Origin of the sequence: Clostridium coskatii (assembly GCF_001675205.1) — a bacterium.
GTDB classification, from domain to species: Bacteria; Bacillota; Clostridia; order Clostridiales; family Clostridiaceae; genus Clostridium_B; species Clostridium_B ljungdahlii.
This window is the reverse complement of sequence record NZ_LROR01000034.1, coordinates 84,686-100,435: the sequence shown is the minus strand read 5'-3', so window position 1 is coordinate 100,435 and position 15,750 is coordinate 84,686. Positions and strand designations below refer to the sequence as shown.

The 15,750-nt window shown below is 30.9% G+C and carries 14 protein-coding genes; 1 reads left to right on the top strand and 13 read right to left on the bottom strand.

Annotated features, from left to right (window positions below):
- Window positions 1–8 precede the first annotated feature (8 nt).
- The 9 genes from ligA to CLCOS_RS04965 all read right to left on the bottom strand — a co-directional run bounded on the left by ligA (window position 9) and on the right by CLCOS_RS04965 (window position 10,505).
- Window positions 9–2,003 (bottom strand): NAD-dependent DNA ligase LigA, encoded by a 1,995-nt coding sequence (gene ligA / locus CLCOS_RS05005; protein WP_013240306.1) that lies wholly within the window; start codon window positions 2,001–2,003, stop codon window positions 9–11.
- A gap of 32 nt (window positions 2,004–2,035) precedes the next feature.
- Window positions 2,036–4,276, bottom strand: a complete 2,241-nt coding sequence (gene pcrA, locus CLCOS_RS05000) for a DNA helicase PcrA (RefSeq protein WP_063600880.1) — start codon at window positions 4,274–4,276, stop codon at window positions 2,036–2,038.
- Window positions 4,277–4,625: 349 nt separating this feature from the next.
- Window positions 4,626–4,919 carry a YerC/YecD family TrpR-related protein gene (locus CLCOS_RS04995; RefSeq protein WP_063556227.1) on the bottom strand — a complete coding sequence of 98 codons (294 nt, stop codon included), beginning with the start codon at window positions 4,917–4,919 and terminating at the stop codon, window positions 4,626–4,628.
- A 292-nt stretch (window positions 4,920–5,211) separates the two neighbouring features.
- Window positions 5,212–5,928, bottom strand: a complete 717-nt coding sequence (locus CLCOS_RS04990; RefSeq protein WP_063600879.1) for a pseudouridine synthase — start codon at window positions 5,926–5,928, stop codon at window positions 5,212–5,214.
- Between the two features lie 320 nt (window positions 5,929–6,248).
- Window positions 6,249–6,923, bottom strand: a complete 675-nt coding sequence (locus CLCOS_RS04985) for a lytic transglycosylase domain-containing protein (RefSeq protein ID WP_063600878.1) — start codon at window positions 6,921–6,923, stop codon at window positions 6,249–6,251.
- Window positions 6,924–6,992: 69 nt separating this feature from the next.
- Entirely contained in the window at window positions 6,993–8,996 is a 2,004-nt protein-coding gene (locus tag CLCOS_RS04980) for a triple tyrosine motif-containing protein (RefSeq protein ID WP_063600877.1), read from the bottom strand.
- Window positions 8,997–9,205: 209 nt separating this feature from the next.
- Entirely contained in the window at window positions 9,206–9,649 is a 444-nt protein-coding gene (locus tag CLCOS_RS04975; RefSeq protein WP_063600876.1) for a YaiI/YqxD family protein, read from the bottom strand.
- 39 nt (window positions 9,650–9,688) lie between these two features.
- Window positions 9,689–9,889, bottom strand: coding sequence for a hypothetical protein (locus tag CLCOS_RS04970; RefSeq protein WP_013240314.1), 201 nt, complete (start codon window positions 9,887–9,889; stop codon window positions 9,689–9,691).
- A 223-nt stretch (window positions 9,890–10,112) separates the two neighbouring features.
- Window positions 10,113–10,505, bottom strand: a complete 393-nt coding sequence (locus CLCOS_RS04965; RefSeq protein ID WP_023162301.1) for a pyridoxamine 5'-phosphate oxidase family protein — start codon at window positions 10,503–10,505, stop codon at window positions 10,113–10,115.
- A gap of 134 nt (window positions 10,506–10,639) precedes the next feature.
- Here CLCOS_RS04965 and CLCOS_RS04960 point away from each other — a divergent pair, with 134 nt between their 5' ends.
- Window positions 10,640–10,975, top strand: a complete 336-nt coding sequence (locus tag CLCOS_RS04960) for a winged helix-turn-helix transcriptional regulator (RefSeq protein ID WP_063600875.1) — start codon at window positions 10,640–10,642, stop codon at window positions 10,973–10,975.
- A gap of 187 nt (window positions 10,976–11,162) precedes the next feature.
- Here the strand turns inward: CLCOS_RS04960 and CLCOS_RS04955 are convergent, their stop codons facing one another.
- From CLCOS_RS04955 to tetA(P), 4 genes are all read right to left on the bottom strand, one after another.
- Window positions 11,163–12,515 (bottom strand): glucose-6-phosphate isomerase, encoded by a 1,353-nt coding sequence (locus CLCOS_RS04955; protein WP_013240317.1) that lies wholly within the window; start codon window positions 12,513–12,515, stop codon window positions 11,163–11,165.
- A 207-nt stretch (window positions 12,516–12,722) separates the two neighbouring features.
- Entirely contained in the window at window positions 12,723–13,874 is a 1,152-nt protein-coding gene (locus tag CLCOS_RS04950) for a methyl-accepting chemotaxis protein (RefSeq protein WP_063600874.1), read from the bottom strand.
- Between the two features lie 364 nt (window positions 13,875–14,238).
- A complete protein-coding gene (locus CLCOS_RS22940; protein ID WP_275507160.1) occupies window positions 14,239–14,373 on the bottom strand; it encodes a GTP-binding protein in 135 nt (44 codons plus the stop codon).
- 106 nt (window positions 14,374–14,479) lie between these two features.
- Window positions 14,480–15,709, bottom strand: a complete 1,230-nt coding sequence (gene tetA(P) / locus CLCOS_RS04945) for a tetracycline efflux MFS transporter TetA(P) (protein ID WP_063600873.1) — start codon at window positions 15,707–15,709, stop codon at window positions 14,480–14,482.
- Window positions 15,710–15,750 lie beyond the last annotated feature (41 nt).

The window sequence follows — 15,750 nt, the reverse complement described above, 5'->3', positions numbered from 1 at the left end:
TTAGTGACTTATTTGAGCATTTGTAATAACTCCGCTTCAGATATTACCTTAACTCCTAATTCCTGAGCCTTAGTTACTTTGCTTCCAGGAGCATCCCCTGCAAGTACATATGTGGTTTTCTTAGATACCGAACCTGATACCTTGCCGCCATGTTTCTCTATAAGCTCCTTTGCTTCAGTTCTTCCCATTGATGGAAGTGTTCCTGTAATAACAAACTTGCTGCCTTCAAGTAAATTATCTTCTTCTTTATTTTCGTTCATTACCATATTTACACCGCATTTAGCAAGTTCGCTTATAATTTTAAGGTTATCTTCATTTTTGAAATATTCAAATATTGCTGAAGCACTTATATCACCAATATCAGATACTTTCTTGATTTCATCAATATCTGCATTAATGAGATTATCAATAGATTTAAAATATTTCATAAGTTCTTTAGCTGTTGACTTACCAACATTAGATATACCCAAACTTGCTAATAGCCGCTGTGGCTCATTTTTCTTCGAATTTTCAATGGCATCAAGAAGTTTATCTGTATTCTTTTCTTTTCCGATTATACCTTCTTCAACAAGCTTATCCCTATATTCATTAAGATGATAAATATCCGGTATATCATCTATATATCCTTTATCAACAAGCTGTTCAACATAAGCTGCACCAAATCCTTTAATATCCATGCAATCCCTGCTTACAAAATTAATAATTCTTTTTACAAGCATAGATGGACAATTAATATTAGTGCACTTAATGTCAGCTGCACCTTCTTCTCTAGCAACTGGACTGCCGCATACAGGACACTTATCTGGAAACTGAAATTTAACTGTTCCTTCAGGACGTTTTTCGTGTATAACTTTCTTGATCTTAGGGATAATTTCTCCTGATTTATATACTACGATAGTATCACCAACACCCACATCCAATTCATCAATAAAATCTTGATTATGGAGAGTGGCTCTTGATACGCTTGTACCACACAACCTTATTGGTTCAAAAATAGCAACAGGGGTAATCCTTCCTGTCCTTCCTACTGTAAGTTGAATATCAAGAAGCTTAGTTTCTTTTTCTTCAGGTGGATATTTATAAGCAATAGCCCACTTTGGAACTTTAGAAGTACTGCCAAGCTCTGTTCTGTATGCTAAATTATTAATTTTAATAACCGCACCATCAATATCATAATCTAAATCTCCGCGGTTTTCACCAATTCTTTCAATGGCATCCCATATTTCACCAGTAGTTTTACATACTGTATAATTCTCAATAACTTTAATACCCTGTTTTTTTAGAAATTCATACCCTTCGGTATGAGTTTTAAATTCCATACCCCGAACATCCTGAACATTAAAAATAAAAAGAGATAAATTTCTTTCTTTTGTAACTTTACTATCCAGCTGTCTAAGAGTACCTGCTGCACAGTTTCTAGGATTAGCAAATACCTTTTTTCCCAAGAGTTCCTGATGTTCATTAACATTTTCAAAAGCCTGTTTAGTCATATATACTTCTCCACGAATCTCCAGATACGGGATTTTATCTTTAAGTGATTTAACTACATCATTTATCACTTTAGCATTGACTGTAACATCCTCACCATAGACAATACCATCGCCTCTAGTAATAGCAGTTATAAGTTTTCCATCTTCATAGCGTAAAGCCATTGATAAACCATCAATTTTTGTTTCCACTACAAATTCTACATCAGGAAATTGAGCTTTAACATCATCAACAAATTGTTCAACGTCTTCTTTGTTAAAAACATCCCTAAGACTTAACATAGGAACTCTATGTCTAACAAGTACACCTGATTCACGCTTAGCATTACCTCCTACATGCTGAGTAGGAGAATCCGGAGTGATAACCTCCGGATGTTCTCTTTCTATATTCTTCAGTTCCTGCATTAACATATCATATTCATAATCAGATACTTCAGGATTATCCTGATTGTAATACCTATCATTATGATAATTAATTATTTTCTTTAATTCATTATACCTATCTTCATATATCAAAGCTAAAATCCTCCATAAACAATCAATGCAACTTATACAGCTTCCAGTGGTGCTACTCCGTACATTAAATTTTTTATTCCCATCTTATCAAAAACTATAGTAAGTTTTATATCACTGCCACTTTTAGATATACTTACAATAGTCCCTAATCCAAATTTCCCATGCTTAACTTTTGTTCCTTCTTTTATATTCTCTAGTTTTAAATAATTACCCTTTGGTACATTTTCTACAGAAGGAGATACTGGATTTTCTATCAAACTGCTCTGGTGAACCTTTTTACCCCAGGAAAAAGTATTTTTATTTAATTGCTTATTTATAGAACTAGTAAAATTGGATTTTTTTAAGCTATCATACTCTATAAGGTCATGAGATATCTCACTTATAAAACTAGACTGCTGGTAAGATACCATTCTTCCAAATACCCTTCTGGTTTCCGCAGAAGTCATATAAAGTTTTTCCTTAGCTCTAGTTATTCCAACATAACAAAGCCTTCTAGACTCTTCCATTTCCTTAAACTCATTTAAAGACTGGGTTCCCGGGAATATTCCATTTTCCATTCCCGCCATAAAGACTACAGGAAACTCTAATCCTTTAGCACTATGTACTGTCATAAGTACAACTGAGTCAGCATCTTGATCAAAATTATCTACATCTGAAACCAACGTCACCTTCTCTAAAAATGCAGAAAGAGACGGATCTTCTGAAGAAGTTTCAAACTCTGCAGCAGCAGACACAAGCTCCTGTAGATTTTCTACCCTGCTTATACTATCTGCCTCATTTGAATCTTTGAGTTCCTCTAAATATCCAGTAGTATCTAATATCTCCTTTATAAGACTGGACACAGTAATCTTGTCCCTGCTTCTTATAAAACTATTTATAAGGCTTACAAATTTATTTATGCAATTAATATTCCTCTTTGTTAAATTTAAAACCTCGTCTATAGATAAAAGTACATTGTACATGGATTCATTCATAGAATTAGCAAAATCCTGTATTTTCTGTACTGTAGAATCCCCTATACTTCTCTTTGGCACATTTATTATCCTTCTTAAACTAACATCATCCAAAGGATTATTTATAAACTTTAAATAGGCCATAATATCCTTTATTTCTTTTCTATCATAGAACTTTAAGCCTCCAATAATTCTATAGGGAATGTTTGATTTCATAAATACATCTTCAAATATACGGGACTGGGCATTAGTTCTATAAAGTATTGCAAAGTCCTTGTACTGTTTGCCTTCATCTTCTTTCAGTATTTCTTTGATCTTAGATGCAATATACCTGCCTTCATCTATATCCGAATAAGCCCTATATAATTTTATTTTGTCTCCATTTTCACTTTCAGTTCTCAGCATTTTTTCTTTTCTATTTGAATTATTACTTATGACATCATTAGCTGCCTTCAATATATTACCCTTGGATCTATAATTTTGCTCTAACTTTATTACCTTTGCATTTGGATAATCTTTTTCAAAATCCAAGATATTTTTTATGTCTGCACCTCTCCAAGCATAAATACATTGATCATCGTCTCCTACTACACATATATTTTTATGTGCCTTTGCAAGAAGCCTTACAAATTCGTATTGAGATCTATTGGTATCTTGATACTCGTCTACCATTATGTACTTAAACTTTCTCTGATAAAATTCCAGTATATCTTCATTTTCCTTAAAAAGCTGTACAGTTTTATATATAAGATCATCAAAATCCAGTGCATTGTTATCCTTGAGTTTTTTTTGATATAACAAATAAACATCTGCAATTCTATTCATTCTGAAGTTTCCTTCATTTTCTTTTTTAAATTGCTGTGGAGATATTAAATTATCTTTTTGTCCACTAATTTTATTTATTATCTCTCTGTCAGTTATATCTTTGTCACTTATATTTAATTCCTTCATGCACTGTTTTATAAGCACTTTTTGATCATAACTATCATATATTGCAAAATTCTTATTATATCCTAATTTGTCTATTTCTCTTCTAAGTATTCTTACACAGCTTGAATGAAATGTAGATACCCACATTCCATCTACTTCATCTCCTACTAATTCTTTTATCCTGTCTTTCATCTCTCCTGCAGCCTTATTAGTAAAAGTTATAGCCAGTATTTTAGAAGGATATATATTCATATCCTTAATCATATGAGCAATTCTATAAGTTAAAACCCTGGTCTTTCCAGAACCTGCCCCAGCTAAAATCAATAGAGGACCGTCTACATACACTGCTGCTTCATACTGTTCTTTATTCAAAAGGCTTTTTAAATCCATAACATTCACTCCTGTTTGTTTATCCGATGGCTACCAGCCGTAATACCCCCATCGCACTCTGTGAAAGTGACTATCACCAAATCAAAGATTTGGGATATCTGCTTTTCTTATAAAGTGGGGGGATAACGGCTGCTACGCCCCTGGATAACGATTTCTAAGTTTCAGATGGAGAAAAAACTCCACCTGAAACCAAGAACTCTGTTTATCTCCCCTAATTTAAAGTAGATACAGAGATACTTCCTGTTTAATATTATAACATTCTACAATTAATTTAATCATGAAAAGCATAAAAAATGTGCTGATATTTTTATCAACACACAAAAAAATTTATTTGTACTGATTGAATATATTATTTTAGTCTTCCTAAGACTATCTTATAACCATCACTTCCATAATTCAAACACCTATTAACCCTACTTATGGTAGCAGTACTTGCCCCTGTTGCAGCTGCAATGTCCAAATACGTTTTTTTGTTTTTCAACATTCTAGCTACCTGAAGCCTCTGTTCTAATGCCTTTATTTCATTTATAGTACATATATCCTCAAAGAATCTATAACACTCTTCTTTTGTCTTTAAAGACAATACTGCCTCACACAAATAATCCATTTCTTTACTCTGTAATTTAGATTTATATTCTTCCATGAACTACACTCCTTATTCATGTACATTTAATGTTAATATTCCCCCTTTAATTTTATCACGTATTAAAACATTAATCTATAAAATTGTAGATAATTAAATTCAAAAAAGCAAAAACAGCCCATTGGGGCATGGACTGTTTTGCTCATAAATAAAAAGGGGGCTATTCATTCCTTTTATTTATCCTTGCAACTTAATTATAGTAAAACTCGAATAAAATATCAAGTAAAATCTGATACATTTATGCACATATAATTGTAAATTTAATATAATTATGATTGAATTTAATTCATATTTAAATTCTTTTTATACTTTCGATCTCATTTTTAGATAATTCCCTATATTGTCCTAAATTTAGATCTTTATCCAACTCTATAGGTCCAAATTTTATTCTCTTTAAATAAACTACATTTTTTCCTAAGGCATTGAACATTCTTTTAACTTGATGAAACTTTCCTTCTTGTATAGTAACTTCTACCTTAGCACCATCTTCATCTGATTCTATAATATGTAGTTTACCAGGTAAACATTTATAACCATCTTTTAGTTGTATTCCTTTTTTAAACCTATTTACATCTCTTTCATCTAAATACTTATCTATTTCAGCATAGTAAACTTTATCTACATGATTTTTAGGGGATATCATCCTGTGATTTAGCTCACCATCATTTGTAATAAGCAAAAGTCCTTCCGTATCTTTATCTAGCCTTCCTACTGGAAATGGTTTAAATGCCTGGTACTCAGGCTCTAAAATGTCTATAACTGTTTCATCATAATTGTCAAAAGTTGCCGACACTACTCCTTGAGGCTTATTCATTAATAAATATATATTTTTTTTATACTCTACAACATTACCTCCAACTTCTATTGTGCTTTTATCAGGATCTATTTTCATGGAACTATCTTTTATAACAGCTCCATTTATTTTTACTTCTCCATTTTTTACTACAGCTTTTATCTCTTTTCTCGTTCCAAAGCCTAAATTTGCTAAAATCTTGTCTATTCTATCCATATTTCCGCCTCCTCTCATATATTATACCCTTTTCTGCATTTATAGAAAATATACTATTATAATTAAGAATTAATAGTTATGGACAATTTTCTTTCGTTAAGATTTTTCGCAACGTAGTGGAGAAAAATCTTCATTCACTATTCACTTTTAATTATTAACTTTTAACTCAAAATTCAGATAACTGACCTAATTACTGCATAATCAGAATTCTTGGCACCACACAAAGATACAGGATATTAATATATTTTACTAATATCCTGTATCTTGCATAATTAAATGTTTATTCCAATTTTATATAAATATCATTAGAGAAAGTCGTACTATTTTCCGTAATATTTCATAACTTTTTGTACATAATCTCTCGTTTCATAAGGTAATCTTGAAATACCTGAATCACTGCTAACACCTCTTGACTGCAACGTGCCGGGACCCGCATTATATGCAGCTAGTGCAAGTTCCTTGTTGTTTCCATACATATTAAGCATTTCTTTTAAGTATTTAGTACCTCCATCTACATTCTGATCTATGTTATATGGATCATTGACACCAAGTTCACTAGCAGTACCTGGCATAAGCTGCATAAGTCCTTCAGCTCCTGCACCAGATGTAGAATTCGGATTAAAATCAGATTCTTGTTTTATGACTGCCTTTATTAAATTAGCATCAACTCCATATTTTCTTGAAGCATTTGCAATTGCCTGATCAATACTTGCAGATCCACTCTGTATGTCACTTTTTACACTATTATAAACAGTATTTAACCTTTGGCCTGCCCCATATCCTAGTTTACTAAGATCTTCTTGTCCCAAGTTTAATTTGGACAAGTCAATATTTCCACTGCTGTCTGATAATGCTTTAGTTAAGCTTTCCATTACAAGTTGAAAGGAATCAGAATCTCCAAAGGCTTCTTTAAATATTTGAGTCATCATCTCATATTGCAATACTTTTTGAAGATTTGTATTTTGATTCTCATTACTTACGTTATTTACACTCATTTTTTCACCTGCTTAAAAACATAATCTACTCATTTTCATCGTGTTAATATATGATAACTTTATAGCTATTCAATTAACTTTAAAGGAAAATATGGTATAATCTTCATAAAACACTTTATTGTACTGACTTTTACTAAGTACAAGCACTTTATATTCGTCTTTTTCAAAGGGAATAAATGTATAGTAATTTTTTTTACTATAGTTTTGGACTAAATTCCAATCCCCTTTCTCCATTATATAAAATTCATATAATACATCTTTACCTCCTTCACTATGAGCTGTAAATATAACTGATTTATTACATAGAAAATCTGCATTGTCACAGGTTATTCTCGTATTTGTTACAGGTAGTGCTTCATTTACTTTAATTGTAACTTCTTTTTTGCAATCAAATTCTCTGGTTCCTTTAACATTCTTTGCAAGTATATCCACCTTATATCTACCACTGTATTTTGGCGTAAACACATAGGTCTTTTCTCTCACAAAATCCGTCTCTTCCACCTGGTGATTATTTATACTAAGCACATACTTCATAAGCACATTTGTAGTATTTTGAACTATACAATTTATAGAAATTTTATCTCCTACTAAATAATACTCCCTTAATGGATACAGCACATAATCAATTGCAGCAGGTATATAGCTTAGAACCGTTATATTTATTATGGAATGACAGTCATATTCTCTCTTTGAATATTTATCTTTTACTCTAACTTCCAGCTCATAATTTCCTTCTTTTTTAGGAATAAATTTCATGTGTTTATTTTTACAATAATTTATTTTATATAACTCTGCTGCCTTTTCCCTCATTATAAATGAGTATCTAAGGTCTACTCCTCCCGATGCTTCTACCTCTACATTAATATTTTCATTTATTAACACATGATCATTTTTATCCATTAAAACTTTTTCAATTTTTACAGGTTCATCGCTTCTCTCATCTATAACATAATTTAAATGTTCCATAGCCTCATAACTTCCCTGAAAGGATTTATCCTTCACCATCAAAGTTATCTTGTAATCTCCTGGCGCCTTACTTTCCCAAACATAACTATTAGAATGAGTATATCCAGAATCCTCGCTGGATTTTCCATAAATTATATACCTGTATAAAACATCTCTTCCACCTATAGTTTCCGACTTTAAAGTTACTTTTGTCCCACATAATTGTGGATAATTTATATCTGTAATAAAATTTTTTATATAAATTTTACTGTACTTTTTAACTTCAAAATTAAGCATAGCCCTATCGTCAAATTTATTTTGGGAGTACATATCTTTTACCATACACAAGAGCTTGTACTCACCACTCTTATGTTCCACATAACTTACTGTCCTCTTGGTAGAATAATTTTGTATACACTGTACCTGTCCATTAGAACTTATTTTAAAAAATTTATAAAGTATAGTTCTATCTACATCATACTGTGCATCTACTTGAAAAGTAAGTTCAGAATCTACTAAAATTTCTCCAGTCAGGCACTTAAAATCCATTATCTTAATTTCTTTTAGAGGAAACACCTGAAATTCTTCAATTTTAAAGTCATCATATTTGTTTTTTGAATCTACATTTTTACATTCTACTAGTATTTCACATTTTCCATCACTTTTAACTGTCCAGGAAAGCGTATTTTCAGCACAATAGTCTTTTATCATTTCCCATTCATCTTTTATCTTTATCCAGTATCTAAACATAAGAGGCATTTTAGATGTACTAACTGTTATATTTAATTTATCCCCTAATTTCAATTTCTTCTTATCCATATGTACAGCAGTTATTAGTTTTTCCTCTACTTTCCCTATTACATAGTCCATCCTAGATACATAATCAAAACTTTTACTTCCATTTACCTTTTTAGCTTGTACCATTAATATATACTTTCCTTCATTCTTCGGAATCCACTCTATATTCTCACTTTCTGTAAAGTCTTTTAACACACTCCATGTTCCATTGCATCCAATCATATACTTATAAACAAGTTTTTCCTTTAAGTTATTATATATATTTATAATGATTTTTGATTTTTGCTTCTGTGGACTTTCTAGATTACAGCTTATAGCAAGTTCATTCATCTACATCATCCCCCATGTAAAATAATATTCTTAGGCATTAATTCCCATAAATTTATTATACTATAGTTCCATATTTTGTAATAGTATTTTTTGTATATTCCCATTACAATTTAGCAATAGTAAGACTTAATTAAACTAAAAAATGCTCCCTTTAAAAATAAATTATTTTAAAAGGAGTACCCTATTCTCATTTGTAAAAATTATCTACACTAATTATCCTTACACCTGTATATTAATTTAAGTAAATTTTTTTCAAGTCTCTCATCATCTTGTTTTGCCCTTTTCTTAGGGCTGAAAGTTTTTCCCCCTGACCTTCTTATTTTTGAAGATATATGTCTTTCAAAAAGAAGTTGGTCCATATTATTATCATCATATATATACCCTTTAGGATTTATAGCATAGGCCTTTTTGCCCAAAGCCATGGCTGCCACTCCATAATCCTGACTTATAACTATATCTCCACTTTCAACTTTATTTATAAGAACCATATCTACACTTTGAAATCCACCATCCACGTACTTAATAGTACTATAATTGCTATTTAAAACATGATTTATATCGCAGTACATTATAACTTCCACATTATTTTCTCTAGCAACCTTTTCTATTATAGACTTTCCAGGACAGGCATCTGCATCTACTAATATTTTCATCTAATCCACAACGTATAATTTTACGTATTTTCTCCTTTACTATTGATTTCTTTTTTGTCCCATTTTTCCGAAGGTAATCTTTAGCAAAAGCATAAGTCCTCCAAGACATCCACCTGACAATAAAGAAATGCCAATAATTTTAAAAACTGATCCTAAATTTTTATCCTGCAGGTTAATAAAATATAACACAAAAAATATAAGTGTAAATATTACAAATCTTTTTATAAAATACTTTTTCAAATAATCTCCCCCTACACCTATAAGAAAATATATTACTACACCTTTTATTATATATTATATTTACACATTTAACAGGTAATTTATAAAAATCTTTCTAGGGTTTCTAAGCAAGAATAAATTTATACTCCAAATATTTAATATAATTTCAAAAAAAACATGATCGCAAAGCAATAAGCCTTGCGATCTTTTCTTTTTCATCAATTTAAAATGATTTGATATCAAATCAAAACTTAATTTCCTTAGGTGCATCTGTGAAAGATGATATAGTAGCTGTGGCATCCTTGAGGTAAAAAACTTGACAGTTGCCATCATCAGCTTTATACATTTTCTGGAGTGATGGGTATGCATCCAACATATGCTGTCTTGCTTCTACTCTATCATCCTCAACAGCAACAGCTTCCACTCGAATCCATTTACCATCTGCCATACCACAGATTTCAATTTTCGGATTTGCCTTCATTTGTTTTGATACATTTTTGACCTTGCCGGTTTGAATATAAAGTTTATTCTCAAAAATATCCGCCGTGCCAAAAGGACGAACTCTCGGCTGATTACCTTCAACAGTTGCCAAATAATATGTTTCGCATTTTTTCAAGAACTTACAAACTTCTTCCATAAATACTTCCTCCATTCCTTTTAGTGATTGACTTTCAATCTACTTTTCTATATTATTAAATCATAGTACAATACAATATTCAAGTACAACTTTTTAATATAGTAAGTATCAAATAGATACTAAAGGAGGAATTTATGCAAGAGGATTTATTTGGAATTTGTCCATATGTGACGGCACAAAAATTGCTTACAGGAAAATGGACATTGCTCATTATGCACCACTTAAGCGTAAAAACAATGCGCTTTAATGAACTCCAAAGAACGCTTCCCAATTTGACACAGGCTACCCTGACAAAGCAGTTACGCATGATGGAAAAGAACGGCCTAATTATCAGAACAGTATACAACCAAATACCACCAAAGGTAGAGTATTCACTCAGTGAGTTGGGCGATCATTTTAAACCCGTTTTGGATGCACTCCAAATATGGGGAAACGAATATATTGATTATCTTAAAAGCAATAGCTATTAATGTTCAACATTATAACCATAAATTTAATAATAAAGGCCGCTTTCTGAAGTTTTTCCAGTCATTTTTCAAAACTTGAATTTAAAAAATCTCAAGCACTTCTATTTTAAAAATTGGGTGGAAAAACTTAGTTATAGGTTTTCTAATTGAAATTTGCTATTATATGAAGTCCACCTTCAAACTAGAAACTCTATATCTGTTTTTCAAGTTCTAATTTCATATTTTCATAACCAGGTTTTCCAAGGAGTGCAAACATATTTTTCTTGTATTTTTCAACACCAGGTTGATCAAAAGGGTTTATTCCCATAAGATAGCCGCTTACAGCACATGACTTTTCAAAAAAATACACCATATATCCAAAATAATATGCTGTTAATTCAGGTACATTTAATACTATACAAGGTACATTTCCATCGCTATGAGCTAAGACTGTACCTTTAAAGGCTTGATGATTTACAAAATCCATAGTTTTTCCTGCAATAAAATTCAATCCATCAAGGTTTCCTTCATCTGATTTTATTGTAATCTCTTTTCTTGGTTTCTCAACATTTATAAAGGTTTCAATTAAACTTCTAAATCCATCTTGTATATATTGTCCCATAGAATGAAGATCTGTTGAAAAATCTACTGCTGCTGGAAATATTCCTCTATTATCTTTTCCTTCACTCTCCCCATACAGCTGTTTCCACCATTCTCCAAAATAATGCAAACATGGTTCAAAATTAGCTAATATTTCTACAGATTTACCCTTTCTTTGCAAAATATTTCTCACTGCTGCATATTTATAGGCATCATTTTTATCTAACTTTGGATTTCCATAGACAATAACCGCATCTGCAGCACCTTGCATTAATTGATCTATATTAATGCCAGCTACAGCTATTGGAAGCATACCTACTGCTGTAAGTACAGAAAATCTTCCTCCAACATCATCTGGAATTACAAAGGTTTCATATCCTTCCATATCTGCCAGAGACTTTAGTGCACCTTTTTTCTTATCAGTTGTAGCAAATATTCTCTCTTTTGCTCCCTCACGTCCATATTTATTTTCAAGTAATTCCCTAAGCATTCTAAATGCTATTGCAGGTTCTGTTGTAGTACCTGATTTGGATATTACATCAACAGATATGTCTTTTTCCTCTATAATTTCCATAAAATCTGCCATATAAGTTGAACTTATGTTATTTCCCAGATAATATATTGCAGGGCCACCTCTTTTTTCTCTAGGCAAATTATTATAGAAAGTATGACTTAACATTTCTATAGCTGCTCTAGCTCCCAGATAAGATCCACCTATTCCTACGACTACAAGGACATCAGAATTGTCTCTAATTTTTTTTGCACATTTTTTTATTCTCTCAAATTCTTCTCTATCATAATTTAGAGGTAAACCAATCCATCCTGTAAATTCACCGCCTATCCCTGTTTTCTTATGGAGCATTTCATGAGCCTGATTTATAAAAGGGTCCATGGCTTCTATCTCATAATTTTTTAAATAATTCTCACATTTGCTCAAATCCAAGTTTAAACATCCTTTAAACATATCCTACCTCCATAATTGTATATCTATAAAATAGTTTATACTAAAAACCTTAAAAAATTAATAAATTTTCATTTTATTTTTACTTTTTATCTCTTAATATATATTAATTTTCTTTATTACATTATTTATTAATGTGTTGCATATTAAAAGTGTATCACAACCATATACTGTTATGATACACTTTCAAATACAATTTTATAATATTCTTTACAATTTTTGTGCAATTTTATTTAATTCTGCTGACATAGAACTCAATTCTTGTATACTCGCCGTAATCTCTTCTGTAGCAGAAGCTTGTTCTTGACTTTCTGCTAGAGAACCCTGACTTTTTTCACGAGTTTCATCAACTTTCTGCTTAATACTATCAGTTAATTCTTTAATTTGTGGAACTGTATCTTTTGACTGTTTAGATAACTTTCTTATCTGCTGTGCAACAACTTCAAATCCTTTTCCGCTTTCTCCTGCTCTAGCTGACTCTATGGCAGCATTCAAGCCAAGCATATTTGTTTCATCAGCAATACTTTTTATAAACGTTGATACTTTATTAATTTCCTCGGACAAATTTATTACTTCCTTAATACCATTATTAAGATCCATTTCATTTGAGTGTATGTTTGTTGCAGATACAGATAACTGTTCAATTGCAGAAGCAATTCCAGAAATGCCACTTTCAAGATTAGCAGACATATCTCTTAGATCGCTTGCAACCTTTTTGGGAATAACTATTCCCAATGTGGCCACAATTTCATTTGAATTTTCTTCATCGAACAATGGTAAACATGTAACTAAAGCAGGAACTCCATACTTTGAACTATCAAGTTCTACTGTAACTTGCTTTTTCTTGTCTATAACCTCTTTTGCAATGTCGCCTTCTACTAATTTATATCCTACAGTTACAGCAGGCATATCAAACTGTTTTGAGGCTTGTCTATATGATACTTTGTATAAATCAGTCATATAGATAAAAGCTCCTTCTGGAAACATTTCAGATAAAACAGGTGCAAAATTATTAAAGGATCTTGCTACAGGATGAAGCTTTGGAAATACAATTGAAAGTGCTCCAACAACTTTTCCACTTTCATCAACTAAAGGTTCTGCAACTACTTTTAATCTTAAGCCATAAAGCGATCTAGGAACATTTTCTGTCAATGTTCTGTTTTCTTTCATTGCTTTTCCTGATATGCTATTTGGATTTAATTTATCCCCAACCTGAAACATATCCAAATCAAATTGTTTTGATGCTTTTCTCCATGTAAATGTGTTTTCTTCAATAATCAAATATAGCACTCCACCAGGTATCATGTCTAATTGCAATTCTAATATAGCTTTTAACTGTTCCAGCATATTTATGGAAATCATAATAAATCCCTTCCTTTCTACCCCAATTATAAAATATTTGCAAATTTGTGTACTAATTTGAGTTATAATTATTTATTATGTCACAATTTAAATAATTGTATGTTTTCAGTATATTATAAAAACTCAATTATATCAATTACTAATGTACCTTATTAAGGCTTAATTTGTTTTGTCTTTTTAGGTAAATTTACCCATACATACAAAAATAGAGTTCTGTACAACTTCTTTAAAACGTATTTCTTCATCACTCCATTTTTACTAATATTAAATTTAAATATATATATATTATTCCCATACAATAAAATTATTTAAATAAATCTCTCTGCTTCCTTCTTCATCTATCTTTTGTAATCTAACTATTTTATTAGACACCATTTTTTATCTCTTTAAAAACTTTATTACAATTTGCTCCTACTCTATCTACTTTATTTATAAAAATTATTGTAGGAATTTTTAAAGCCTTTAATGTGTTGAATAATATTTCCATATGTGATTGAATCCCTTCTACTGCAAATATAACTAATATAGTTCCATCTAAAACACTTAAAGAAGGTTGTACTTAAAAAACAAGATCTGCATGTCATTGGGTGTCGATAATATTTACTTTAACATACATCTTTTTTATATATTGTTAAAGAAACAATATATAATATTAATACTGGTGTTATCAACAATGAAGTGCATGCTATACCAATGCTTATAGAAATCTTTGTAGCTATAATTCCAATAATTGGTCCACCTATAATTTGTCCTAAAGCATTGATTTGTCCATTCATAGAAAGTATGGTTGCCCTTGCATTATCATCTATATGACTATTTAACCATGCATTAAGTATAGGCTCATTTATAGTTTTAAACATATTTGTTGATAAATAGGCTATTAACATTAATTTAAAGTTCTTTGTAAGTGCAAACACTAACATAAATGATATATAAAATATGTTTGTGACTAATAATATTTTTCCACTTTGGTTTTTATCCTCTTTTTCCAGCTTTCTTGCTATAAACTGCATTGCTAGAGCACTTAATATCATTCCTGCAATACCAAATATACCAAACCAAGTTACGGACTGAAGATTTCCAAGCTTAGGAAGTGTAGTATCCTGTAGAAAATGTGCATTGGAAAGTCTGTCATATCCTTCGCTAGATAAACCATAAAATAAAGTTACAGAAATTAAAACTATCATTATGGCTTTACTTTTTACAAATTTCAAACCAGATTTAAAGGTATATCCCATCTTTTTAAAAGTATTTAAATCTTCAGGGGCAGATGGCTTAAAATTGTTTTCTGGCATATACAATGCTAAAAATAGTGAAAAAATTACAAATAAACATCCACTGACTATAATAGGCAATCTTACTGATAAATTACCTATTATGGTACTTAGTATTATTCCAATAACTGCTCCTATTTGTCCTGCTTGTGCTCCTTTTATATATACCTTATCTAAGTCCTTCACTTTTTCTTCTTCTGCAATCCATGCATCAACAGATCCACTGATAAATGTTGAGCCTAATCCCCATATTATCTGTGCTGCAAGGACAAAGACAAAACTAGAAATTGATCCTTCTAAAATAAATCCCAATCCTGTCAAAATTGCGCCAATAACAATTGATAACTTACGGCTATATACATCTGCAACTATACCTGTAGGAATTTCAAATAGAAAACATGCTGCTTCTAACGTAGTTCCTACAAGGATAAGCTGAAGTGGATTTAAATGAACCTTTTCAATGTGGTACACTATCATAACTGTGCCCACCAATGAAAAACACATTGCTGTAATAGCTGAAAATAATAAATAAATTTTATATGCTGAAAGTTTTTTAACCATTATTTATTCACCGTCCTTATATTATGAAAAAGTTTGTTTGT

Excerpts from the sequence above, each read along its gene's own strand:
- pcrA (WP_063600880.1), bottom strand. The coding sequence starts at position 4,276 with ATGGATTTAAAAAGCCTTTTGAATAAAGAACAGTATGAAGCAGCAGTG.
- CLCOS_RS04995 (WP_063556227.1), bottom strand. The coding sequence starts at position 4,919 with ATGGAAGAATATAAATCTAAATTACAGAGTAAAGAAATGGATTATTTG.
- CLCOS_RS04990 (WP_063600879.1), bottom strand. The coding sequence starts at position 5,928 with ATGGATAGAATAGACAAGATTTTAGCAAATTTAGGCTTTGGAACGAGA.
- CLCOS_RS04985 (WP_063600878.1), bottom strand. The coding sequence starts at position 6,923 with ATGAGTGTAAATAACGTAAGTAATGAGAATCAAAATACAAATCTTCAA.
- CLCOS_RS04980 (WP_063600877.1), bottom strand. The coding sequence starts at position 8,996 with ATGAATGAACTTGCTATAAGCTGTAATCTAGAAAGTCCACAGAAGCAA.
- CLCOS_RS04975 (WP_063600876.1), bottom strand. The coding sequence starts at position 9,649 with ATGAAAATATTAGTAGATGCAGATGCCTGTCCTGGAAAGTCTATAATA.
- CLCOS_RS04965 (WP_023162301.1), bottom strand. The coding sequence starts at position 10,505 with ATGGAAGAAGTTTGTAAGTTCTTGAAAAAATGCGAAACATATTATTTG.
- CLCOS_RS04960 (WP_063600875.1), top strand. The coding sequence starts at position 10,640 with ATGCAAGAGGATTTATTTGGAATTTGTCCATATGTGACGGCACAAAAA.
- CLCOS_RS04955 (WP_013240317.1), bottom strand. The coding sequence starts at position 12,515 with ATGTTTAAAGGATGTTTAAACTTGGATTTGAGCAAATGTGAGAATTAT.
- CLCOS_RS04950 (WP_063600874.1), bottom strand. The coding sequence starts at position 13,874 with ATGATTTCCATAAATATGCTGGAACAGTTAAAAGCTATATTAGAATTG.